The sequence below is a fragment of the Paraglaciecola psychrophila 170 genome, assembly GCF_000347635.1.
Classification (GTDB): Bacteria; Pseudomonadota; Gammaproteobacteria; order Enterobacterales; family Alteromonadaceae; genus Paraglaciecola; species Paraglaciecola psychrophila.
Window position 1 is genome coordinate 5,163,737 of record NC_020514.1, and the last position, 24,314, is coordinate 5,188,050.

A 24,314-nucleotide genomic window follows, 5' to 3' on the forward strand; every position below is an offset into this window, starting at 1 on the left:
GCAGCAGATTGCCCGTCAGAATAAGGACGTGGGTTTATTAAGCGCTTACCTAACAGATGTATAAGGGACGTCAATATGGCAAATATGAGACATTATGTGTTTTCATCTTATGAAAAATGATGTTTAATTCTACCTATTCAATACTCTATCAAGCGCAAGCTGAGCACAGTAAAGGGATTTCAGGTGGGTGTGCATTGATACCAACGCTTGATTACTTGATCCATACACCTGATTTGTTATTTTTGTAACCTAATGTCAAATAAGCAGCATCCACTAGGCTCTGGCCGCGATCGTTGAGTAATAAGCCATTGCCCATTTTGGTCATCGTATAACTAAAAGCCAAACCACACTCGGGGTCAGCAAAACCAATAGATCCACCCGCCCCCACATGGCCAAAAGCTTGGTCGCCAAGAATAACGGACTGTCGACTTGCCGCAGAGTGCATCTGACGATTATCTAAAGACTTCATAAAACCTGGACCAAACCGTGTTGGAAGTAACAGTGTAAAATCTTGTTGGGTTGCTGTAGAGACCAGACTCATATTTTTAAGGCATTCGGGCGACACAAGACTGCCGTCATTCTTAGCTAAAGGTTCATACATGGCAACCTGACCACGGGCATTAGAAATTCCGCCAGCGCCACCGATTTCGGCACGATAGCTTTCAGGATTATCCGCTCTCCATCCTCCGGTGTTCAAAAATGATAACGCTTGAACAGACGTTGGGTCAGCCATCAACTTAGCGCCGAAATCAAGTACTATGTCGTCAGGTATAGGTGAATATGGGATCATTGGTGCTATGGGATGAGAAAAGCTGTCTGGAATACCGATCCAGAAATCAGCACCTGTTGGCCCAGCGACTTCGTCAGCAAAAAAAGTGCCTAGTGATTTTCCTGATACTCTTCGCACCAGTTCACCAACCGTCCAACCAAAGCTCACCATATGGTAACCATTACGTGTACCCGGCTCCCAAAATGGTTTCTCATTTTCAAGCCGCGAAATCATGTAGTCCCAATCATTGAAGCCACCTAGTTTTATCGGTTCACGAAATGCAGGTACGCCACTTTCATGGTTGAGCATCATCGCTACTGTAGTGTTGTCTTTCCCGTGTTTACCATACTCAGGCCAGTAATCAGTGACTAGTCCGTGTAAATCAAGCAGCCCCCTATCGATTAGAATATGCGCACAAAGAGCGGTAGCAGCTTTGGTGCATGAAAAAACAATGGATACTGTATCTCTTTCCCAGAGTTCGCCTGTTTTTTGGTTAGCCACTCCCCCCCACAAATCCACCATGGTTTCGCCGTTAACACTAAGGCAAACCGACGCACCAGACTCACCTCTATCGGAAAAATTACGTTCAAATTCGGCTTGCAATTGGACAAATTTCGGGTCGAACTGACCTTTTACTACTGTGGGCATTTGTTGTCTCGATTAATCTAGTTAAAAGAAAAAATGAAGAGCTCATGAACAACACAAAACCTTGATAGTCAGTCGCTTATAAATAAAACTTAGCGATAAAAAATTTAACCCCATCAAGGATAGAAGTCAGGCATTTCAATTGATGAATTTAAAGTGACCATAGCCTTTTTTTTGTGAAGAAATAATTTTATACTTTCTTTACAATTCGGCTAATAATCACCAATGATTTAATGTTACAAGTTGCCAAACGCGGATGACATCAACACACCATAACGTTTACCCTAAAAGACATATTCGCGGTTTTTATTTTCGAGTTAAATAAGCCTAGTAGATACTTAGTTAATTAATATTCAAAGATTTTAAACTCTTGTTTATTAAGTGACGTAAACGTTTCCATGTATCTAGCTTTACAATTTTCCGTAACACGTTCAACTCTATGAACAATAACCATAATAATAGAGTAATCGGTATTCTCGGACGATCCTCAAACTCAACAGAGACAGACATCGCAACGACTGTATCTGCGGTACAATTTTACATTTATACCTTTGGTTGAACACGCCATAAATAAATTACCTAAATTAGCAGTAAAACGATTATGAGTTAACAGTTCGCTTTGCTGCTAGATACTAGTTTAATGTAACTATTTAGGTGGCATTCTCAAACCACCATCGATACGAATAGTTTCCCCATTTATATAGGTATTTTCTGCGATATGTAATACTAGATTGGCAAACTCTTCAGGCAAACCTAAGCGTTTAGGATGCTGTACATGACTTGCCAATGCTGACTGCACATTTTCAGGCATTGCCAGTAACATTGGCGTCCCCATTATGCCCGGAGCGATTGTATTTACGCGAATACCGACAGCAGCTAAATCTCTAGCCATAGGTAAAGTTAAGCCAATGATGCCGGCTTTACTCGACGCATAAGCGGTTTGCCCAACTTGTCCTTCATAACCAGCTACCGAAGCAGTATTGATAATCACTCCTCGGGAATTATCTTGGTCAATTGAGTTTTTTTTAGCCATAATGGCAGCGGCAACTCTTGCTACATTAAATGAGCCGACGAGATTAATGTTTATCACGTTAGCGAAATCCGCCAATGCCATTGGCTCACTATCTCTATTTAATGTTCGTTTTGCAGGTGCGACGCCTGCGCAATTGACTAATAAACGTATATTGCTTTGTTTTGTTTTTTGTTGGAGCCTTTCAAATGCGAGTTCCACACTTCCGCTAGATGTAACATCAGCAAATTCATAATGACAGTTTGACGCGCTCAGCTGAGACGCGATTTGATCACCATTATCTTTATTTACATCAAATATACACACATGCCAACCTGCGTTGATTAAAGCGGTAGCGGTGGCATATCCAAGCCCTGAACATCCGCCTGTAACTATTGCTAATGAATGTGGTGAAGCCATATTGAGTCCTTATTTTATTGCTTGATTCGGTTTAATTCTCTCAATCAAGTATTAACATCGAACACATAGTTACTTTCGTCTATTTCTCTGGTCATTCGCCAGAAATCATCATTACGCCATGGTGTAATCGCAACTACACGGCCTCTTTTATTGCGATACCAATTAGTGGTGCCTTTGTGCGTCCAGATCATCTTCGCGTGTGCACTGTCCACTTTTTGATTGTATTCTTCGAATACATCACGACGAACTTCAATTGTACTACTATGATTTTCAAACATTTTTTCCAATAATAATAATACGTAATTAATTTGTCGCTCTACCACGGGTATAATGCTTCCGCCATGACCAAGCCCAGTATTAGGTCCAAGTAAAACAAACATGTTCGGGAAGTCAGGTACCAATGTCCCCATATAGGCTTTAGGATTATCTGTATCCCAAACTTCCTTCAAGTGCTCCCCTTTAGAACCTAAAACGTCAAGAGAAGATAATATCTCTGTGCTTTTAAATCCTGTTGCCATAATTAAAATATCAGCATCAATAGTCTCTCCGTTATCCGCAACAAGAGTAGAGCCTTTAACCTCTTTAAGTCGGTGTGGAACTAGCTTCACATGAGGTTTTGCTACCGTGCGATACCATCCATTATCAAGCAGAATTCTTTTTCCGTAAGGCGGATAATCTGGAACAAGATCTTCCAGTAAATCTTGTCTATCACCTAATTCGGTTTTGATATAATTGAGGAATATATCGCGATGACGATTATTGGTCGCATTAATGGAGTGTTTTTTATCTGTCCAGTCTGGGTCACGCTGCAAAGCACCGTGTAGACGATCATTAAATGTCCAAGCCAGACGCTGACGATACCAAGCCTGGTAAAGTGGCACTTCTTTCAATAGAAAGCGTATGTCTTCAGGTACTTCTTTCTGAAATTGCGGAAAGGGAGCTGCCCACTGTTTAGAGCGGGCATAAATCGTCAATTTTTTCGCTTTATCAACGATGGCCGGAGCTACCTGCATGGCACTGGCGCCGTTACCAACAATGGCTACCTTTTTATCGGTTAAATCCAAGTCGCTAGGCCATTGTGCTGTGTGACACACTCTACCTGTAAAGGTATCTAGTCCAGGGATATCAGGAACAAAAGGTACACTTAACAACCCAACTGCACTTAATATCACATTACCAATTAAGGTTTGTTGCTGACCGTCTGGCCCAACAATTGTTACGTGCCACTTCTTTGTAGCTGTATCAAATTTGGCCTGTAGCACAGTCGTTTCAAAGTGTGTATCTTTAGATAATTGATAGTCCATAGCGACTGCTTCAATATAGGCGACTATTTCACCTCGTAATGCAAAATAGCGAGTCCAATCGTTAGGCGCAAATGAAAAAGAATATAAGTGGTTAGGTGTATCAACACCTGCTGCCGGATACTGGTTTTCTTTCCATGTTCCGCCAAAGCCAGAATTTTTCTCGATGATAGTGAAATCAATACCATGCTCTTGAAGCTTTATTCCAGCGCATATACCAGATACACCACCGCCAATAATTATCGCATTAAAATCATCAGGTACCTGCCCTGAAAACGTATTGCCATTTTTGCGAGGGATCGATGGTAATAATTCTGCCTCAATGATCTCACCATAGTTCTCAGGAACGGTTTCCCCAGTTGATATGCTAATCATTCGAGTGAGCAAGTCTGCCGAGGGTTCAGAAATAGAAACAGGCTTGCCTTTTTTCCATTCAATCACCGCATCTGCAGCAGCTGTGCGAACTTTTCGCTGAATATCTTCAGGTAGTCCGCCGCTGTCGTTATCATCCAAACCACGCGCGCGGCTTGGCATATATGGTGCGGCTAACCAACTTTGGTCTCCGGTCAATTGAACAAGTACCATTAACAACGTAGGTATATTAGCTATAGAAATTGCTTTGCGGAATCGCTTCTCAAGTTCAAGATCTAACTGAGTATTTATAGCGTCTGACATTACGGATCCTTATAAAAAATAGGCTGCAGCGGCCAAGACACACTGCAGTACAAAATTAGAAGTTCATATCTAAAGTGACACCAAATGTTCTCGGCGGTCGAAGCGAGCCAACACGCGAAAAGCTATATAGTGGTGCTGCAGTGATATTATTCGCTACGACATATTCATCCGTTAGATTCCGGGCCCACAAAGAAAAAGACCACCTATCGCTCGCAGGAGTAAATTTCATACTTGCATTAATGTTAATGAATCCCTCTTGGTAAGCGTCACTATTATTAAACTCAGTAAAATAAACGTCATCTTGATAATTGGCACCAATAGAAAAATCCATCTCGCCTGAATTTCCTAAAGTTAGATAATAATCAGCAAAAATAGCCAGTGTATATTCAGGTGCATTAGGCATTTGATTACCAGACAAATCACTTATGGTAGGGTCTGTAGGACACGTTACAAACTGTCTTTTTGATGGAACCCCTGCAGCATAGTACCCATTACAGAAGTCAGTAAATTCTGTATTAAGGTATGTTGCAAACGCACGAACTGAAAGGTTTTCGGTAACAGGAAATGAAGCGTCTAACTCAATACCCCAAATTTCTGCAGATGCCGCGTTTATAGTTTCCACAAGACTCTCTGCATTTACAAATCCAACTTGTAAATCGGTATAATCATAGAAGAAAGCCGCACCATTTAAGATTAAACCAGTTTCTTTATCGTGTAATTTGAAGCCAGTTTCATAACTCCAAATAAATTCAGGTTCAATTATAGGATTAACACTTCCAACATTTATCACGCCACTTTTAAAGCCTTTCGTTATCCCTGCATATAACATCAAGTCATCACTGAAATCATATTCCATCATGAATTTTGGGGTAAATGCATTCCAACTTTCTGCTTTGTCAGTTTCGACAAAAACACCAAATGGGGAGAAAGTAAAATCACCTTTTCCTTCACGTTTTTCGTGATTATAGCGCCCGCCAGCAGTTAATCTAAATTCTGGTGATACTTCATACGTTGTCTCAAAAAATAAACCTACGGCATCGGTAGTTATAGAACCCTTTTGACGAAAAATTCCGTCAGGAATAACTCCTGGGGGTTCGCCAAAAATAATAGTGCCGATATTATTTAAGAGTACTAGCACCTCACCATCAAGCTCTTCATAAACATATGACGCGCCGCCAAGAAATGACCATTCATCAACGCTGTAGCTCAGGGTGAGGTCTTGTGTAAAAGCTTGGCTATTTTCGGTGTAGTTATTTTGTCCAAATGCATCGACGTCGGTTACATCTAGATCATTCCGGTTAAAACGTTCGAATTGACGATAAGATGTTGTTGATTCAACCTTCAATTCACCGGGACGCCAGGTGATTACACTTTGCAATCCCACCCCTCTTCGATCATTTATTGCATCTTGATCTGAATTGATATCACGGGTTTCAGGGTTATCTGTCAAATCATAAATAGTCTGCCCGCCAAAGACTGGTCCAGGTAAGAGTTCCTTTTCAATAATAGATGGTCCGAGATCATGAAAAGCGTAGTTGAAATCATCTTCTCGAAAAAAATCACCAACCAATAAAACTTCTAAATCATCACTCACGTCATATAGAAGTGACCCACGTATAGCATAGGCTTTACGGTCATCAACAGGATTACCTGTTGCTCGATTGGTACCATATCCATCTCGACTCTCGTATTCACCCGCAACACGATACATCAACTTGTCATTAATCGGCCCTCCAATAGCACCTTCTAAGTTTGCTGTGTTGTAATTACCGTAGGTAATACGACTATATCCTTCCAAATCACTAGAAGGTCTAGTTGTCACCATATTCACAACTCCACCAGTTGCTCCACGTCCGTACAAAGTTCCTTGCGGACCTCTAAGTACTTCGACCTGTGATAAATCATAGAAACCAGCAAGCTGCGCTGCAGGACGGGTAATGACAGAGCCATTTTGTAGAAAAGCGACTGCGCCATCTGCACCAAGATCTATACTATTAAAGCCAATTCCTCGCATGAACGCACGGTTTACACCAAATTGTTCACCCACAGAAAAATTAGGAATTTCTATAGCCAGATCAGAAGAAGTTTGAATACCGCCTGGACCAATATCTTTGCCAGAGACCACGTTCAATGATCCTGCTATATCTTCAAGTGCAGCACTTTTTCTTGTTGCTTGAACAATAATAACTTCAACGTCGTCTACGGACTTATCTGCGTTTTCTTGTGCCCAGGATTGATATGGGAGTACAGCGATACCTATTGCCACAGCAGCAGCAATTTTATTTTGCTTTATCATCGTTTAAATCCTTCAATATTTATCTGAATACTTAGTTTTATATTTATATTCTTCAGTTTTGCCCTAAAACTTCTCGGCTAAATCGTAAACCGGATTTGTCTCGATCCCAGGTATCAGATGTTAAGCCTTCTATCCTAAGTTGAGATTTCTGCACTTTTTCAGTAGGTGTTTTTGGCAGCGCATCTACGATCCTGATATAACGCGGCACCATGTAATATGGCATTCGATTAACCAAAAATTCACACAATGCTTTGAGGTCTATTTCTGCGCCCTCTACAATGGAAATTATCGCCATAACATCGTCTTCTGTTGCTTCGCTAGGTACCCCTATCGCTGCTGCTTCTTTTACTGCTGGATGACTACAAATTTCAGCTTCCACTTCAAAAGAAGAAATATTTTCTCCTCGTCGACGGATAGCATCCTTGATACGATCGACAAAATAGAAATATCCGCTTTCGTTCTGACGAAAAGCATCACCGGTATGAAACCATCCATTGCGCCATGCCTCAGCTGTAGCTTCACTATTTTTGTAATAGCCACTATTCATACCCCAGGGTCGGTCGGTGCGGACTATCATTTCGCCGACTTGTCCTACAGGAACTTCACAGTCATTGCTATCAACCAATCTCACTTCAACTCCAGGTCGCACTTTTCCACACGTGCCTCTAACCGACGGGTTAGGTTCCGATACAATTGGTGATGAGATTTCAGTCATATTAAAAATCGTATAAATATCAATCCCAAAACGCTCATTAAAGGCAAGCGCATCGTCAGATAATGGAACCATAAACGCTTTTTTCACTCCGTGTTTTTTGTCATGTTCACTTTTGGGTTGCTTCATTAAAAATGTTGCCATTACACCTAAGAGGAAAACTACGGTAGCTTTCGATTTTTTTGCCGCAGCCCAAAATTTATCGGTTGAAAACCCACTTAATAATGCAAACGATGCTCCACGCACTAACATTACAAATGGAGGCGCCATTCCGCCGATGTGAAAAAGAGGAGCTGCGACCAAATATCTATCTTCGTGGGTTACCATTGGCCAAGTTTCAGGACCTGCGTTACTAAACATATGTAGGTATGATGACAACACGCCTTTAGACGGACCTGTTGTTCCTGAAGTGTAAATAATAGATTGCGGATCCCAAGGGTCAATTGGTCTAATCAACGGGGTTAGTTCATTAGTTGAGTGCTTTAAATCATCAAAAAAGTGACTTTTTAAACCAGTATCCACATCACTTCCCCCACCACTAAGTATTTGAACCTTTAGGTTAGCTAAATCAATCTCAGTCAATCTAGGAACTAAATCTTTGTGTACAACGATAATGCTAGCATCGGAGTTATCGATAACATGGCGTAACATGTTGCCTCGATAAGCAGTATTAAACGGGACGAAAATCGCACCGATATAATTTAAAGCATAAAATGCGAGTAATGCATCAGGTCCATTTGGCAACCAAACAGCAACGGTTTCGCCCTGCTTCACTCCTTGCTTTTGGAACCCTGCTGCGACTCGAATGACTCGTTCTTTCAATTCAGCGAAAGTCCAAGCATCCCCATCTTCAAATTGGACATATACTTTATCTGGGGTTTCTGCTGCCCAGCGGTCAATTAAATATCTAACCACACATTTATCGCGATCCGGTATTCTGTAATCATAAAAGTCACTTTGTTTCATTAGATTCTTAGCTCCCATTTACTTCGGCTTCTAATTTGAACTTACTGTTTGGTAATTTTATTTTTCTCTAATTCGGACATTTTTTCTGCACCAATTAGTTTTAATCCGGCGCTCACAAAACTCAAGAGAACATCATGCTGTGATAACGTCCCATTTAACGAGAACCAAACAGGCAACCAAGTGATTAAGCCACCAATCCAAATGACATCCATTTCATGGGCACTCAATTCAAACTCGCCAGCACTTGCCCCACAATTAATCAACTTAGCGATATTGTGATCAAATTCATGGCGTTTCAGCAGAATACGCTGGCCATCTTGTGGATTTAGTTTTTTGATTTCTCTCAGATACGTAACGATGCAGGCTTGCCGTTTTATAACGACATTCCCTACCTGCCAGAGAGTTTGAATAAAAATATCTCGGTAAGAACCATCAGTTGATAATGCCTTTTGCAAAACCTCTAATGATTCATTGACTCCAGTTTCACAAACGGCTGCCAATATCGCTTCTTTGTTCTTAAAGTAGCTATATATAAAAGGTTTGGTTACTTGCAGTCTTTTTGCAATTGCGTCAATTGTTGTACCCGCATAACCTTGATCAAAAAAAAGTATCGTTGCCTCCTCCAGAATTCGATTTCGTTTTAATGAAAGCAACTCACCCTTCAGGTGACCCAGAGTATGTTTTGTATCATCACTTTGATTTTTAGAATTTTCTGAATTGTTATCAGTTGTTGAAGTCATCAAAATCACATCGCCATTTTAAGGATTTCTTTAATACTGTTTGCATCCACTATAGGTCTCGGATTTGTGCGTCCCCATATATCCTCTAATGTCAAATCAGCGACCATATCAAACTTATCTTCACTCACTCCGACCTCAGTCAATGTGCGAGGCATACCAAGCATCCTAATCAATTCATCAAGCGCCTCAGAGGCTGTTTTTTCACCCGCTCCCAATGCTTCACAGATACGAACCTGACGAGATTCATCATGTGCTCTATTCCATTCCAATACATAAGGGGACATTACACAGGACGTATAACCATGAGGAACATTGCAAGCACCACCTAAGATATGACCAATAGCGTGACTAGCTCCCATAGGTACGCCGCCTATAATTGGTACCATTGACTGCCAGGCACCCATTTGACATTTCAGGCGCGCATCGAGATCCTGAGGATCCGTTTTCATTTGTTTCAAACCTTCTGACAACATACGTAAAGCATTGGCAGCCAAACCATCTGCAAAATCATTAGATAAGTGTGAAGCTAGCGTTTCGACACAATGGTCAATTGACCTTACTCCTGTAGAGATCCAGAGCCATTCAGGTGTGTGCACAGTTATTGCCGGATCAAGAATGATCGCTTTAGGTGCCATTTCACGGTGGGAATATGCTTGCTTATGGCCGCTTACTTCGTCTGTTGCTCCTGATAGTGGGTTGAACTCCCCACCAGATAGCGTTGTTGGTACACAAATAATCGCTATATCAGGACCAGCATCAACCATATTATCCAGAGGGTTAACCATTTCGCCAGTTTCAGTCATTGTTATCCGCAATGCTTCCATTTGACTGGAATCAGTTACATTGTGCTTAACAAGTAGTGCGGCAATTTTACCCGCGTCGGTTACTGATCCGCCGCCAACGGTTACGACTAGATCTGCATTTACTGAGCGAATTGCGTCTGTAACCTTAATCACATCAGCTCTTGGTGCATGAGGCTGTATCCCGTCAATAGTTGCAGCATGATGGCGCCCAAGCGCTGCTTCTATATTAGAAATTTCACTGGTGTTTTCGTTGAGAGATTTACTAGCCAATATTAAAACTCTCTCAAATTTATATTGTTTAACTAATTCTTTTATACATTCACTAGCGGGACGACCAAACATGACTTGTTCCGTCGCAGCTAAAGTTACTTGATACTTTCCAGACATAATGATTTTCCCTATTAATAAACCAAAAAAATTAACTATAAAGGCTCTGATTGATAACAATATTTTCACATACTACTATTACCATTTACATACCGCTACTTTTTTTTATACTAAATAAATAATTTAATACCTAAGTAATTAAAATATACTCGTCAGTATATTTATCAACAATATAGTGAAAATCAAAAATCATTAGAATGTTTGATGACAAGAAATAGAGTAAATTTGGCGATATATGTCCGAAATATACTAAGGCTGAGACTTGTTACTCCGATTTATAAAAGTTTTATCATTTGTAGTGAGAACATTTTTGAAGATTAGGAAATAAAGTTGGTTGTTAACTATTGTTAACATAACGTTAAAAAATGGGCGGTAAGTCAGCTCAAGGCTGTATCTTTGCTTCAACAAAATTTATGCAGCGTAAACACAAACGAAAGCTACTCAAGATTATTGGTCACACAGTAGAAAACTTATTAAGGAACTTAGCCTTGCTCGATAATAATAACGCCTACAAAAAGCATCTAGATAAGAAATCCGCAAATTTCACGGCACTTTCACCATTAACCTTTATTGACCGGACTGCCAAAGTATACCCAAACCATACCGCAGTTGTTCATGGCAATATCCGCAGAAATTGGGCTGAAACCTATCAACGCTGCCAACAAATGGCTAGCGCCTTAAGTAAATATGGTATTGGTGTAGGCGATACAGTATCGCTCATTGCGCCAAATATCCCGGAGCATTTTGAATTGCATTTTGCAGTCCCTATGTGTGGCGCAGTGCTTAACTCGATCAACACTCGACTCGATTCTGAGAGTTTCGCCTTTATCCTTGAACATGCCGAAGCCAAAGTATTGTTTGTTGATAAAGAATTTAGCGGCATGGTTACCAAAGCGCTTGATATGTTGCCTAATGACTTTTTGGTCATCGATATAGATGACGTTAATTGGCAGGATGGGGAGTTGATTGGCTCTACAGATTACGAAGCTTTTCTAGAAACTGGTGACCAGCATTATAACTGGCAACCCCCGAGTGATGAGTGGGATGCAATTTCTCTAAATTATACCTCAGGCACAACCGGTGATCCTAAAGGCGTGGTCTATCATCATCGAGGGGCCTACCTTAATGCTGTGAGTAACGCAATGTCTTGGGGTATGCAACAGCACCCTGTTTATCTTTGGACGCTCCCCATGTTCCATTGTAATGGGTGGTGCTTTCCATGGACTGTGGCATTGATGGCTGGAGTGAATGTTTGCCTACGCCATGTGCAAGCTGATGCGATATTCGATTTAATCAAGTCAGAAGAAGTTAATTATTTCTGTGGTGCACCAATCGTATTGAATATGCTAAATCTAGCCGATAGTTCATTAAAGTCGGGAATCGAACATAAGGTTAAAGTGATGACTGCTGGCGCTCCACCACCGGCCCAGGTTATAGAAGGAATGGAAGCACTCGGTTTTGAAGTGACACATGTATATGGTTTGACCGAAACCTATGGTCCTTCAGTCGTGTGTGCGTGGCATGACGATTGGAGTAAACAATCCCCGAAAAATCAAGCTCGATTAAAATCTCGCCAAGGGGTTCGAGCACCCATGCTTGACGGCCTGATGGTTGCCGATCCGGATACCCTCATACCCATTCCACAAGATGGAAAAACTATAGGTGAAATCTTTATGCAGGGAAACCTTGTGATGAAGGGTTATCTAAAAAATCCTAAGACTACTGAAAAAGCCTTCAAGGGAGGTTGGTTTCAATCAGGTGATTTGGCAGTTTGGCACCCAGATGGATATATCGAAATTAAGGATAGGTCCAAAGATATAATCATCTCTGGAGGGGAGAATATTTCAAGTATAGAAATTGAAGATGTGCTTTACCGTCATCCATTAGTCCAAGAAGCAGCAGTAGTTGCGATGAAGCATGAAAAGTGGGGCGAAACACCTTGTGCCTTCGTTACCTTGAAATTAGCAGAAACCTGTACTGAGCAGGATTTAATTGACTTCTGTCGCGCTCATATGGCGCATTTTAAGGCCCCTACACGAGTTGTTTTTGGCGAATTACCAAAAACCTCAACAGGTAAAACTAGAAAGTTTGAACTGCGTGAAATAGCAGATAATAACACAGCCTCAGAATAGCAACATATATCAATGATTAGTTCGCTGACTGAGAAGTTAATAGTCAGTGAACGTCTTCTAGTTTCAAATAATTCCCTAAAATCGCCTGATGTTGGGCAATAACATTTATATATTTCGATAAGTGCGGAAAGAGACAGTTGTGAATTTTTGCTATTTAACCTGAATCCTGTTGAAGAAACTAAACTAAATGCCTGTTCCAAGATCCGATCTTTCGACAAAAAGAGATGAATCTAAAAAGGAACAGGCATGAGTAAATTAGTTGAGTTGTTTTGTGATGTCGATTATTTTTGCAAAGTATTTATTCTTCAATGGCGTAAACAACTGCTCGAAGACGCAACGCGAAAACGTCAAAAAGAAGGGCAAAGAGAAGGGCAAATGACCACATATGAAATTATGACGATTGTCGTCAGTTTTCATATGTCACATTACCGTGATTTCAAAAACTACTCTCTTGGGTATGTATCTCTTGTGTACAAAAATGCGTTTCCAAATTTATTGAATTACACACGATTCTACCGGTCATGCCTAGAGTTACCGTGCCCATGTGTGCCTACTTCACATCACTTAAAGGAAAGCCATCAGGACATGAATTCATTGACTCTACAAGCATCAAGGTGTGTCATAACATCGAATACCTAGACATAAAACCTTCGACGGTATCGCTCAACGAGGTAAAGGTACTATGGGTTGGTTTTATGGCTTCAAGCTCCACTTAGTCGTCAATCATCACGGTGAAATTGTTGCTGCGAAAGTCACAACCGGCAATGTGCATGACACTCAACCCATACGTGAATTAGCAGAAGGTTTGACTGATAAATTGTATGGAGACAAAGGCTATTTGAGTAAAGATTTGGAAGCGGATTTATTAGACAAAGGTGTAAGTCTCATCACAACCGTTCGCAAAAATATGAAAGCAAAAGCTATATCGTTGTGGGATAGGGCCATGCTTTCAAGGCGCTATATAATTGAAACAATAAACGACCAACTTAAGAATATTTCTTATATCGAACACTCAAGGCATCGGAGTATGAACAGCTTTATGCTGAATTTACTCGCGGGATTGGTCGCTTATTGTTTAAAAGAAAATAAGCCAAGCTTCAATTTAACTGACGTAGAGCTGAACTCTATGGTCATCGCTTAAGCAGAACTCAGGTTAGCTAAACTACAAAAAGAAGCGGATAGCGTGATACAAGCAATAACTCAGGATAAAGATCAAGCTGTAGCCAGTTTATCTCAAATCAAAAAATCACAGGAATTTGTTGATTCATTAAACCACGTCATTCTTAAAATCAATAATTTGCACGGCGTAATCGAAAAAGAAATAGATGACTAGTTACAACAAACCGATACCACCAATCAAGCACTCTCTAATATTGAACTGCAAAGCACGCAATCGCAGCAGGAAGCCGAAATGATGCAGGAAACATCACACAAATTATCTGATATCTGTATATCTCACACTACATTTTAACACAGACTAGCACGCAAAGTTTTTTTACAAATCATAAGAAAGGCCGCAATCTGCGGCCTTTTTTAATTAATAAAATTAAACATCAAAAGGATGTCTTAATATTATAGTTTCTTTTCTATCAGGACCTGTCGAAATAATATCAATTGGTACACCAGTAAGTTCTTCAAGACGTTTGATATAGTTTTTAGCCGCTTGTGGTAACTCTTCATAATTGGTCACACCAAAAGAGTTTTCACTCCAACCGGGCATGCTTTCATATACAGGCGTAATCAAATCATAACCGTCAGCTGCCATAGGTGGTACATCTTGGATATTACCCAGAGCGTCTTTGTAACCAATACAGATACTTAAACTTTCTAAGCCATCAAGTACGTCCAACTTAGTTAAACAAAAACCAGTAATAGAATTGATTTGTACCGCACGTTTAATAGCAACAGCGTCAAACCAACCGGTGCGACGTTTGCGACCTGTTGTGGCACCAAATTCATGGCCTTTAACGCCAAGATGCTGACCTACTTCACAGTCTAGTTCTGTTGGGAAGGGGCCCGAACCAACACGAGTGGTGTACGCTTTAACGATACCCAATACATAATCCAAGTTAAGTGGGCCAAAACCAGCGCCAGTAGCAACTCCGCCTACTGTGGTATTAGATGACGTTACATAAGGGTAAGTACCGTGGTCAATATCCAGCAATGTGCCTTGAGCGCCTTCAAACATAATGGCATCGCCACGCAAGCGCGCTTTATCCAATACGTCCGTCACATCGACTACCATAGCTTTTAAAATATCAGCTACCGCTAGTGCATCAGCTAATACTTTTTCGTAACTGACTGGCTCAACTTTATAATAATTGGTTAGCATAAAGTTATGGTATTCAAGGACTTCTTTTAACTTAACCGCAAAGTCTTCAGGATTAAACAAGTCGCCAACACGCAAACCACGGCGCGAGACTTTGTCTTCATAGGCTGGACCAATACCACGGCCAGTGGTGCCTATAGCTTTATTACCTCGGGCTTTTTCGCGAGCTAAGTCTAGCTCTACATGATATGGCAAAATAAGCGGACAAGCTTCGCTGATAACCAAGCGTTCTTTAACTGGTACACCGCGCGCTTCTAGCATGGCTGTTTCTTCGAGCAGCGCTTCAGGACTTAGCACGACACCATTGCCAATAACACAGGTTACGTTTTCACGTAAAATTCCTGACGGAATAAGGTGCAATATGGTTTTTTCACCGTCGATAACAAGTGTATGACCCGCGTTGTGGCCACCTTGATAACGCACTACATAAGTTGCTTGATCTGTGAGTAAATCAACAACCTTACCTTTACCCTCGTCACCCCATTGGGTGCCAAGTACAACAACATTTTTAGCCATGAAATAGAAGGGAGTAATAAAATTAGGCGAGGATTCTAACAAAAAACAATCTGCATCTAAATAGCAAAATCGCGCAGCTTATAATCAATTGTATAATGGCTAACAAATACATGCCTGAGACTAAAGCAAGAAAATCAAACTAACGACGCCAATAGTGACCAAAATACCTCCCATCGTGCGTAATTGAGTAACTGGCTGCTGCGAAATTTGTTGCAGGAAATGTTGCCATTTGTTGGCAAATAACATCGGCCCAATCCCTTCTACAATCAAAACAATGGCTATCGCCATCAGGATTACTTCGCCAAACGAATACATTGATAAAACCTCGAATTAGATAAAATATAAGCTAGGATAATACGCCGGTTGGCTAACGCAAATAAACTGACAAATAATTATTTAACTATTCTCACTCCCCTAAAAATTAGATTTATGAAAATTAAACTTTTAATGAACAGTCCAACACGCTTTGTTCTATCTAAGTGAGCTTTCTTAAGCGCTTGAGTTAATCTGCGTAACTGCTGCCTAGTGCGCGAAATGGTAACTCTAATCCCAATTCGGGCACTTCTAACCCCACCCATTGAGGAAATGTATTGCTATTAGGGCCAGGAAATAATGTGTATTCATTTGCCCAAGGATAGCGAGCTACAGCGTCTGCAATTCGCGGAATAAGCTTATTGGCCTTTGCTCCAATAATGGACAACACTTTTTCGGGTTTGGCACCATACCAGTAAGTATCAGGTGTGGTCGTTTTATATTCACGAAGTGCAGGCAGGCCACTGCTTACTCGCCAACCCACTACTTCGTAAACTGTATACTCGGCCGCATTTTGTGGTTTAACCGCTATCCAAGTGTGAACTGCAAACCAACCTCGCCAACTAAACGCATCGGCTGCATACACCTCAATAACAGCACTTTTCTCAATTGTTGGATCAGCAGCCATACCAGCAGGCTCACGACTTGCGTCACGCCAATTAGTATTGGTACAACCCACCAACAATCCAAAAACTAAAATAACCACAACAATTTTATTCACAATTCACCTCAATGACGCAATTCTCTAAACTGTAATAGAGTCTTTGACAGATACTTTTGACCACAAATGGGAACAGTTTTTAACAAAGGCTTGATGAATAGGGTGAGCTTGATATTCACTCTGTCCAGCTAAGTCATCAAACATCATTAATTCAGATACCTGAAAGCTATTATCAACTACATCACGTTTTTCAGTGGTAGCAGGCAGACCTATGTGTAACGCTTTAACCGCTGGGACTTGTCTTAGTGTTTGTAGGCCCGCAATCAATTGATCGCGGTCAGCCACAGAGTCTGAATTTTTTAACCAAAAATAGGCCGTATGGATCAGTTGTGTTTTTGTTGTCATCAATTGTTCTCCTTTTGCGACACTCGCAACTAAGCTTGCACCTGTTAATGCGATAAATTGTCTTCTATTTAATGTTCTCATTTTAACTCGTCTTCTTTGCCTAAAGTACTCATTATTGTTGATCGGGCTTGGTAGTCACACGTTTATGTAGGCGTTCTCAATTTGTTCATGTTCTTTTTTACAGCCTACAGTTTAGCGACAATTTGAATTGCAAAATATTATCATTATTGATTAAGAACAACTCTCATTAATCAGGCAAATTAATCAATCTAAGCTGTTCGAGAAGTTGCTTCTGTTACTAATTACAAATTTTGACACCATTTAAATCAATTCTACGAGGATCCAAACCATTCAATTCTGAATAACTTAAGTTACAACCTTGCAAATGAAACTGACTCTAGCAATCTTCTGAAAATTCCCCCCGACTCCAATCGACCACTCTTAAGGGAGCGCCATATAGATTGGTACCAATCCATCTATTTACAAATAGGTCTGACCTGGTCAACCTAATACGACTACATCAGTTTAGCTACTTTTTGTAATTCATTGTTTTGTGTTCAAAAGTATTTAGGACTTTGGTAATCCAAGTACGAATGCAGTCTATGGCTGTTGTACCACATGGTCATGTAATTCAAGATGTCTTGTTGGGCGCTAAATCGTGAAGAGTAATTACGCCAATGCACCCGTTCTTGCTTTAGACTCCCGAAGAAGCTTTGCTTGCATATTGTAAACCTTGGTCTGAATGCACAATCAATCTTGCTTTGGGTTGTCGTTGCCATATTGCCATGGTTAATGCGTCACACACTAAGCTGGCCTTCATTCTTGAACTCATACTCCAACCCACGACTTTGCGTGAATATAAATCAATCACCACCGCTAAATACAACCAGCCTTCTGATATCTAAACGTAGGTGATATCCTGCACATAATGCACATAAGCTTGGTCAGGCTTTTGTGCTGCAAAATCTTGCTTTAGCTCATTGTCATAAATGGGCTTTTTATGGTCACTGTTGGTGGTGGCTTTATATTTCTTTTTATACCGCACCCACACGCCTGCTTCTTTCATCAATTGAGCTGTTTTCCTGCGACTCACTGGAAAGCTCAGCGTATTCAATACTTTTTGAATGCGTCTCGCCATAGGTATTATCGCTGAACCTGGCGATATCTTTTACCCCTTCCAGCATCTCTTGATGCGTTAAACCATCAGGTTTATCCGTTTGACGCTTCTGGTAACGGTAATAATTGTTACTTTGTACACCGAGTAGTCTGCACATTAAGCGCACAGGCCAGGTCTTCTTATATCGGGTAATAAACGAATACTTCACTTCTTTTTTTTGGCAAAGAAGACCGTCGCTTTTTTTTATATCTCACGCTCCATTTCGAGACGCTTGACTTGCCCCTTCAAGCTGCGGATTTCGGCTTGTTCGGGTGTCAGGGTGCCATTACCTCGAAAAGCATGACCATTATCATCTTCGGCCTCTTTGAGCCAACGACCGAGTATCTGAGGACTGAGGCCTAAATTCCTAGCCGCCTCTACACGACTGTATTTTTGCTCTACCACCAATGCGATGGCATCCAATTTAAATTCTTTTGAATATTTCTTACGTGCTGTCATTACCTATCTCCAGTTAAGGGTATTATGTCTTAACTTAGGTAGTCGGATCTATTCAACCACGTCAGATTGATCGTTTCTTGGTATCTGAGTTGATTAATAACAGCCTGCATCTCTCCACGAATACGTTTAACCTCACCTAATCCTAAGGAATGAATATCAACAACTGACATTTGAGTTGTAGTATAAAAATTACTACGGTTTTGATAGTAGGCTGTGCCGTTTGGTAAGGATATAGCAGCAATGTTAGTTTTACTCTTAGGAATATATTCTAAGACTAGAAAATCGTAAAAATTTTGATGCGCTTTAAAACATGCTTCGAAATGATTTTTGCAGCTTGTTCAGTTAATTTTTATTGTTGAATGGAATCAACGCTATTAGCCAAAAGATCATGAAAGGGTGCATAGTATATACTATCTTCAGGTGAGTCATGAATAAAGGCTTTGACTGGATCTTCAAACCTTGCAAAACAACCTTAAGTTGAATGAACCCGGTTCGTATACCTTTTCTCCATCAAATTAACCTGTTGCTCAAAATAAGATGGAAACTGTTTAAGTCATGCTAAATAATTTTGATAATCCAAGACGGTTCCAAAGCGACTAGAGTGCGGTAAAAAAGCTAAACTACTGTGGAAGCTAGATTCTGATGTAAGCGGCATATAATGCGCATTAAAACTGTATTCATCTATATTTTTTTGCAAATTTCTTTGTTGAATTAACAAACTTATTTGCTCAGTTCTGTTTAATTCGGCTGTATCTATGAGAGATGGTTTTTTAAAAATTCACGAAATTGAGAGTCTTGGTTCAACAGAGCATCAGGGGAAATGTCAGCAAGTTTATTATCAAAATCATGAACCCCTTGGCTTGTTGCGAAGGTAGGGCTAATGGATAAATTATATTGCCAAATTTCATCAAGCAATGGCTGTAACTTACTTGAACCTGTAGCAGAACATATATAGGATAAAAGACTCAATATTAATAAACAGTATAACTTTTTCATACTTCTGCCCTAGTCTCAATAAACGCTATTTAAAAGTGTTTTTAGGCGTATAAATTGGAGTTGGAAAAGCTGCGACCTTATCCGATAGTGCAGTGATCTTTGAAGTGCCTTGTTTCTTCACCTCATCGATACGTAATACACTGTGCATAGGTACGTATGTGCGCGTGACGTCAGCAAATTCATCTTTTAACTTTTCGTGACTAGGATCTAATACCAAACTGGTGTGGGTATCCCAAACAAAATTTCCAATCTCGATAAATCCAAACATACTTCCTTGGCAAACTTCTCGCACATAAAGTTCATAACGTTCACCGTTAGCGATAAATTGGATGCGGAACAAATGTTTTTCACTAGACATAATTACTACTCAATATATTAAGCTGCTATCCCAGTTACAATAAACAGGGTTACAAATAGGCATGTTATAGATTACCTATCAATGGAGATGGTCTGACTAATAGCAAGGCTTATCAAAGCTTGTTCTGGCATATTTTTATCGACTAGTGACTGCATGAGCTATTTATCAATAACTAACAAAAAATCCATGTGGGTTGCTCGTTTAATAACGCATCACTGTTTAATAGCTAAAGGGCCTAATAAAGCTTGCGTGGCTAACTGTAATTCATCAGTATCACCAGCCAAAATGGCATTAACGGCGAAACCTTGGACATAACTTGTCAGCTGTAACGCGGTCGATTCGATATTAATATGAGTGTGCACTTGTCCTAGGCCTTGGGCTTTTTCTAAGCACCCAATAAAGTCAATCTGTAAACGATCAAGATAATGGCGGCCAATTTCTTGTACTTTTAGATCATCGAAGCCTAATTCGGTAATACAGTTTATTAACAAACACCCTTTGCCTTTGATATGTTCAACGTAGTCAGAAAAAAATGCGCTAATAGAATCAAGCCCGTGATTAGACTCCAAATGTTTCATTAACTTGTTTAGTTGGGTTGTTTGATAATGCTTTAATACTATGTATAGGAAGGTTTGTTTGCTACCAAATTCGATATAAAATCCCCTTCTATTGAAGTCGGTTCGGGCGATAATTTCATCCATAATGGCACCGTGATAACCATGCTCTAAAAACACGTCAATGGCTTGGCTTAAAATGGAATCAACGTTGTATTGGGCTTTACGAGGCATTGCTATCAACTTGTGTTGGCAGAATATATGTTCTTAACAGGGTAGCCGAGTCAAATTGTCTGTCAAGGTTGTAGTCGCCGTACATCTCGCTTAATCTGAAAAATTATAAAAGGCAGATTCAAGTTTGAAGTGCATAACCTCTAAGCAGCTATAGCCACCATGTGTTCAGCCATCAATTTGGCTGGCGTTTTATAATTTAGTTTCTTTCTTGGTCTGTTATTGAGATTGACTATTACATCTTGAACGGCTGATTGCGATACCTTTTTAAAGTCTGTTGATTTCGGCCAATATTGTCGTAATAGACCATTGGTATTTTCATTCAAGCCTCGTTGCCACGAACAATAAGGGTCTGCAAAATACACATCACATTTCAATCTTTCAGTCATCTGTTCATGGTACGCAAACTCTTTACCATTATCCGCTGTAATCGTGAGTACAGCGCTTTTAAACGGCGCTAACAAGGCGATGGTGGCTGCTGTGAATGTTTTTTCTGACTTGTCATCTACACGTCTCGAAACGGTAAAACTCGTTTTGCGCTCTACAATCGTGACCAGTGCGCCACTGTGACCTTTGCCAATAACGAGGTCAATTTCCCAATCACCCATTCTACTTTTATCATCAACAACGTGTGGACGCTCATCGATACTTATACGGTTCTTAATAAACCCTCTGCCAGCTTGTTTATCCTTACTACGTGATTGATAAGCTTTACCTTTCCTACGTAAATGTTGGAATAAATAACCACCATTTTTTTTGTCAGACCAAATGTGCTGATAAATAGTTTCATAACTAATGTCGATGCTCTGGTCCTCCCTAAGCCACCCAGACACCTGCTCTGGACTCCATTTCGTAGTAAGTTTGACTCAATTAATGCAATGAGTGCTGTTGTCATTTTAATGGCTTTACAGCGACTAATCGGCGTGTGTCTGTCGATGTTTGAGCTTGCTTAAAACGATAGCCTCGTTTGCCTGTATTACGGGAAAACTCCCTGCTAATGGTTTATTGACTAACCTTTAATTGTTTGGATATTTTATTTTGGCTCATTCCTGTTTTACTTAAAGCATAAATCTGGCTTCGTTGTTCATAGGTCAGTTGTTTACATGTTTACATGTTTTCAATGTTGCATCTCTTGCCGGAGAAAAAGCGATTAGCATATATTCAGCTGACCGTTTTTTCTACCCGTTCAAGTTATGCACTTATTATTTGAATCCAAGTCCCAATTAAACGTATCCTCCCGGGGAAGTTACCTTATCAACCTCCTATTAAAAGTAGAAATCGATAAGGTGGCTATGGTTGCTTTTAAAAAGTACCTCTTATCCCTAAGCTAAGTGAACGCCCAGGTAAAGGCACTTCATCTTTTATATAAGAAGAATGCACACGGCCTTCTTGATCGCCTAGATTTTCGCCTTTGAGATAAATCGTCATATCTACATCGTCTAACTCAAGATAGTAATTAGCTGAAGCCGACAACATAGTATAGCCATCTGTTTCAGTCTCGTTGTCCGCTATTTTATCTTGCTTACTATTACGGACTACTTCCACCTCAGTATGCCAATTTCCAAATTCATAATGGAGTGACGATCCAAATCTCATGGGTGGCATTCTTGGTACATTTCCGCCTGGATTCAATTTAGCACGTGTATAATCTGAGAATATCTCTACACGCCAATCATCACTAAAGTGCCAATCGACTTGGGCTTCATAGCCATACAAACGAGCATCTTTTTGTGCAAAAACAATTATAGGTAGCCCATCTGTTTCTTCTTCGCCTTCACCCTCAGTTCCTACTTGGATCGCAAAAGCTTCTGATGTAATAAATGCGTCATCACTTATCACTAAGTCTGTAAAATTTTCAAATATATAATTATCGATTTGATTATTGTACAAACTAAAGCTTGCACTCCATGTATCTGTATTATAACGATAAATCAGGTCGATATTGTTTGAGACTTCCTTATACATATTTTCATCTGTTTGTAATACAGTATATAGACCATCGTTTTCATCGATCTCAAATTCACCACCTACTTCATAGGTTCCCGAGCCAATATGAGGACCGTACGAGTACATTTCTGATGCCGACGGTGCCCGTTGTGAATAAGCATAATTGAAGGCTAGTGAGTGATTCTCATTTAAGCTCCATACAACTCCTGCGGAGCCAGAAACAGCTGTGTAGTCTTTTTTATTAAACGAAATAACATCTGAAGAACTAAATTCTGAGAAAAAGTCGTTATCTACATCTTGAGTTACTTGCTCTACACGGGCTCCTAACTGCCATAACAGGGAGTCGACTTGTTTCTCTTCCATGACAAACGCTGCCAGGCTATCGGTTTTAGTTGGAGGGGTGAATGCTTCTTCACCGATAGCTTGGAAATCACTATTGTTGTAGTGCACACCAAGAACCCCCTTCCATCCGCTAATTGGGGTATGTTCAACCCATAGCCGCGACTCTATACTTTCATTTTTGAAGGTAGTACCTATTTCACCGCCTTCTATTTCAGAGTGCTGGTAATCAGTATAGGCATTTTGCGAATGCACAGACGAGATGAAGCCATCAAGGTTATTCCAGTCGACAACACCTTGGTAACGGTCTTGCTTTAATCTTATATACACACCTTCTTCACTTGGTAAGCCATATTCTGAATCCATATGACCGTATGCAAATGCGGCGCGAGTATCATCAGTTATCCAACCAGCGCCTAAATTGTAGCCACTCGCATCAATGGCTGAATTTGTTAAGGTACTGCGGCCACCTTCTTCATTTATATTTGCAGGTACAGGAATATCATAGTCATCCGTTTTTCGATTGTAGGCATCTAGATGAAAAGCGAAATCACCTGAACCCATGTTTAAATTTGTTGAAACTGTTTTTCCATTTGAAACACCATCATATTGAGCAAATACCTCACCATTGAACTCATCTTGCCTTGCTGTGGGAAGCCTTTCATCCACTACATTTACAACACCACCAATAGCACCACTGCCATATAAAAGTGTGGCAGGACCTCTAAGTACTTCTATTTGAGTGGCGGTGGAGGTTTCTGTTGATACTTGATGATCAGGCCCTACCCGAGATGCATCAGATGCGCCTAGTCCATTTTGAACGATTTTCACACGAGGGCCATCTAAACCACGAATAATCGGACTACTTGCAACAGGCCCATAGTACGAGCTATGTACTCCAGGTACGTTTTTCAATGTATCGCCAAGGGTTGCGGCTTGATTTTGATCAAGTTCTTCGCCTCTAAGAATACTTACAGGTGTTGCAGATTCTAAAACAGTACGCCTTAACGGTGATGCTGTAATTATTACTGTTTCAATATCATTTTCGTCTTTTTGAATGGTTTTATCAGCAGCATATGCATGGCTGCTTAAGGCTGTTAATAGTGCTAAAGCCAAAGGTGAATAGTTGTTTTTCATGTTCTTATCTCTAAAAATACATCATAAAACTGACCAGTTATCTGTGGATAACTAGCTAT

The 24,314-nt window shown here is 40.4% G+C and carries 18 protein-coding genes and 4 pseudogenes; 3 read left to right on the plus strand and 19 right to left on the minus strand.

The window, feature by feature from the left end:
- Positions 1-211: 211 nt before the first annotated feature.
- From C427_RS22705 to C427_RS22735, 7 genes are all read right to left on the minus strand, one after another.
- On the minus strand, positions 212-1,417 hold the full coding sequence (locus tag C427_RS22705) for an EstA family serine hydrolase (protein ID WP_007643745.1): 1,206 nt from the start codon (positions 1,415-1,417) through the stop codon (positions 212-214).
- Between the two features lie 643 nt (positions 1,418-2,060).
- Positions 2,061-2,843, minus strand: coding sequence for an SDR family NAD(P)-dependent oxidoreductase (locus C427_RS22710; RefSeq protein ID WP_007643748.1), 783 nt, complete (start codon positions 2,841-2,843; stop codon positions 2,061-2,063).
- A 44-nt stretch (positions 2,844-2,887) separates the two neighbouring features.
- Positions 2,888-4,819, minus strand: coding sequence for a flavin-containing monooxygenase (locus C427_RS22715; RefSeq protein ID WP_007643750.1), 1,932 nt, complete (start codon positions 4,817-4,819; stop codon positions 2,888-2,890).
- Between the two features lie 55 nt (positions 4,820-4,874).
- Positions 4,875-7,115: a TonB-dependent receptor gene (locus C427_RS22720; protein WP_007643751.1), complete on the minus strand. Its 2,241-nt coding sequence runs from the start codon at positions 7,113-7,115 to the stop codon at positions 4,875-4,877.
- A 52-nt stretch (positions 7,116-7,167) separates the two neighbouring features.
- Complete coding sequence (locus C427_RS22725; RefSeq protein WP_007643753.1) at positions 7,168-8,793, minus strand: AMP-binding protein; 1,626 nt, start codon at positions 8,791-8,793, stop codon at positions 7,168-7,170.
- A gap of 41 nt (positions 8,794-8,834) precedes the next feature.
- Entirely contained in the window at positions 8,835-9,533 is a 699-nt protein-coding gene (locus C427_RS22730; protein ID WP_007643755.1) for a TetR/AcrR family transcriptional regulator, read from the minus strand.
- 5 nt (positions 9,534-9,538) lie between these two features.
- Positions 9,539-10,723 (minus strand): iron-containing alcohol dehydrogenase, encoded by a 1,185-nt coding sequence (locus tag C427_RS22735; protein ID WP_226991309.1) that lies wholly within the window; start codon positions 10,721-10,723, stop codon positions 9,539-9,541.
- 365 nt (positions 10,724-11,088) lie between these two features.
- Here C427_RS22735 and C427_RS22740 point away from each other — a divergent pair, with 365 nt between their 5' ends.
- The 3 genes and pseudogenes from C427_RS22740 to C427_RS26625 all read left to right on the plus strand — a co-directional run bounded on the left by C427_RS22740 (position 11,089) and on the right by C427_RS26625 (position 14,188).
- The gene (locus tag C427_RS22740; protein WP_007643759.1) at positions 11,089-12,855 is read left to right on the plus strand and encodes an acyl-CoA synthetase; all 1,767 of its coding nucleotides are present in this window, start codon (positions 11,089-11,091) and stop codon (positions 12,853-12,855) included.
- A gap of 246 nt (positions 12,856-13,101) precedes the next feature.
- A pseudogene (locus tag C427_RS22745) lies at positions 13,102-13,996 on the plus strand (IS982 family transposase).
- A gap of 42 nt (positions 13,997-14,038) precedes the next feature.
- A complete protein-coding gene (locus C427_RS26625) occupies positions 14,039-14,188 on the plus strand; it encodes a hypothetical protein (RefSeq protein ID WP_007638931.1) in 150 nt (49 codons plus the stop codon).
- Between the two features lie 213 nt (positions 14,189-14,401).
- Here C427_RS26625 and C427_RS22750 read toward each other — a convergent pair whose 3' ends face one another.
- From C427_RS22750 to C427_RS22805, 12 genes and pseudogenes are all read right to left on the minus strand, one after another.
- Positions 14,402-15,700 (minus strand): adenylosuccinate synthase, encoded by a 1,299-nt coding sequence (locus C427_RS22750; RefSeq protein ID WP_034899549.1) that lies wholly within the window; start codon positions 15,698-15,700, stop codon positions 14,402-14,404.
- A gap of 120 nt (positions 15,701-15,820) precedes the next feature.
- Positions 15,821-15,988: a DUF2065 domain-containing protein gene (locus tag C427_RS22755; protein WP_007638929.1), complete on the minus strand. Its 168-nt coding sequence runs from the start codon at positions 15,986-15,988 to the stop codon at positions 15,821-15,823.
- 214 nt (positions 15,989-16,202) lie between these two features.
- Entirely contained in the window at positions 16,203-16,733 is a 531-nt protein-coding gene (locus C427_RS22760) for a DUF3750 domain-containing protein (protein ID WP_007638928.1), read from the minus strand.
- 24 nt (positions 16,734-16,757) lie between these two features.
- On the minus strand, positions 16,758-17,159 hold the full coding sequence (locus C427_RS22765) for a Dabb family protein (RefSeq protein ID WP_007638926.1): 402 nt from the start codon (positions 17,157-17,159) through the stop codon (positions 16,758-16,760).
- A 217-nt stretch (positions 17,160-17,376) separates the two neighbouring features.
- A pseudogene (locus tag C427_RS28000) lies at positions 17,377-17,583 on the minus strand (fluoroquinolone resistance protein); the annotation flags it as partial.
- Positions 17,584-17,635: 52 nt separating this feature from the next.
- Positions 17,636-18,693 (minus strand): annotated as a pseudogene (locus C427_RS25720) (IS3 family transposase).
- 29 nt (positions 18,694-18,722) lie between these two features.
- A complete protein-coding gene (locus C427_RS26085) occupies positions 18,723-18,956 on the minus strand; it encodes a DUF885 family protein (protein WP_236613796.1) in 234 nt (77 codons plus the stop codon).
- A gap of 490 nt (positions 18,957-19,446) precedes the next feature.
- Positions 19,447-19,689: a hypothetical protein gene (locus tag C427_RS24300; RefSeq protein ID WP_051075209.1), complete on the minus strand. Its 243-nt coding sequence runs from the start codon at positions 19,687-19,689 to the stop codon at positions 19,447-19,449.
- 25 nt (positions 19,690-19,714) lie between these two features.
- Positions 19,715-20,047 (minus strand): DUF1820 family protein, encoded by a 333-nt coding sequence (locus tag C427_RS22790; RefSeq protein ID WP_007634286.1) that lies wholly within the window; start codon positions 20,045-20,047, stop codon positions 19,715-19,717.
- Positions 20,048-20,259: 212 nt separating this feature from the next.
- A complete protein-coding gene (locus tag C427_RS22795) occupies positions 20,260-20,835 on the minus strand; it encodes a TetR/AcrR family transcriptional regulator (RefSeq protein WP_007634292.1) in 576 nt (191 codons plus the stop codon).
- Between the two features lie 140 nt (positions 20,836-20,975).
- Positions 20,976-21,927, minus strand: a pseudogene (locus C427_RS22800) (IS30 family transposase).
- 207 nt (positions 21,928-22,134) lie between these two features.
- Positions 22,135-24,255: a TonB-dependent receptor gene (locus C427_RS22805; RefSeq protein ID WP_007637000.1), complete on the minus strand. Its 2,121-nt coding sequence runs from the start codon at positions 24,253-24,255 to the stop codon at positions 22,135-22,137.
- Between the last annotated feature and the right edge of the window lie 59 nt (positions 24,256-24,314).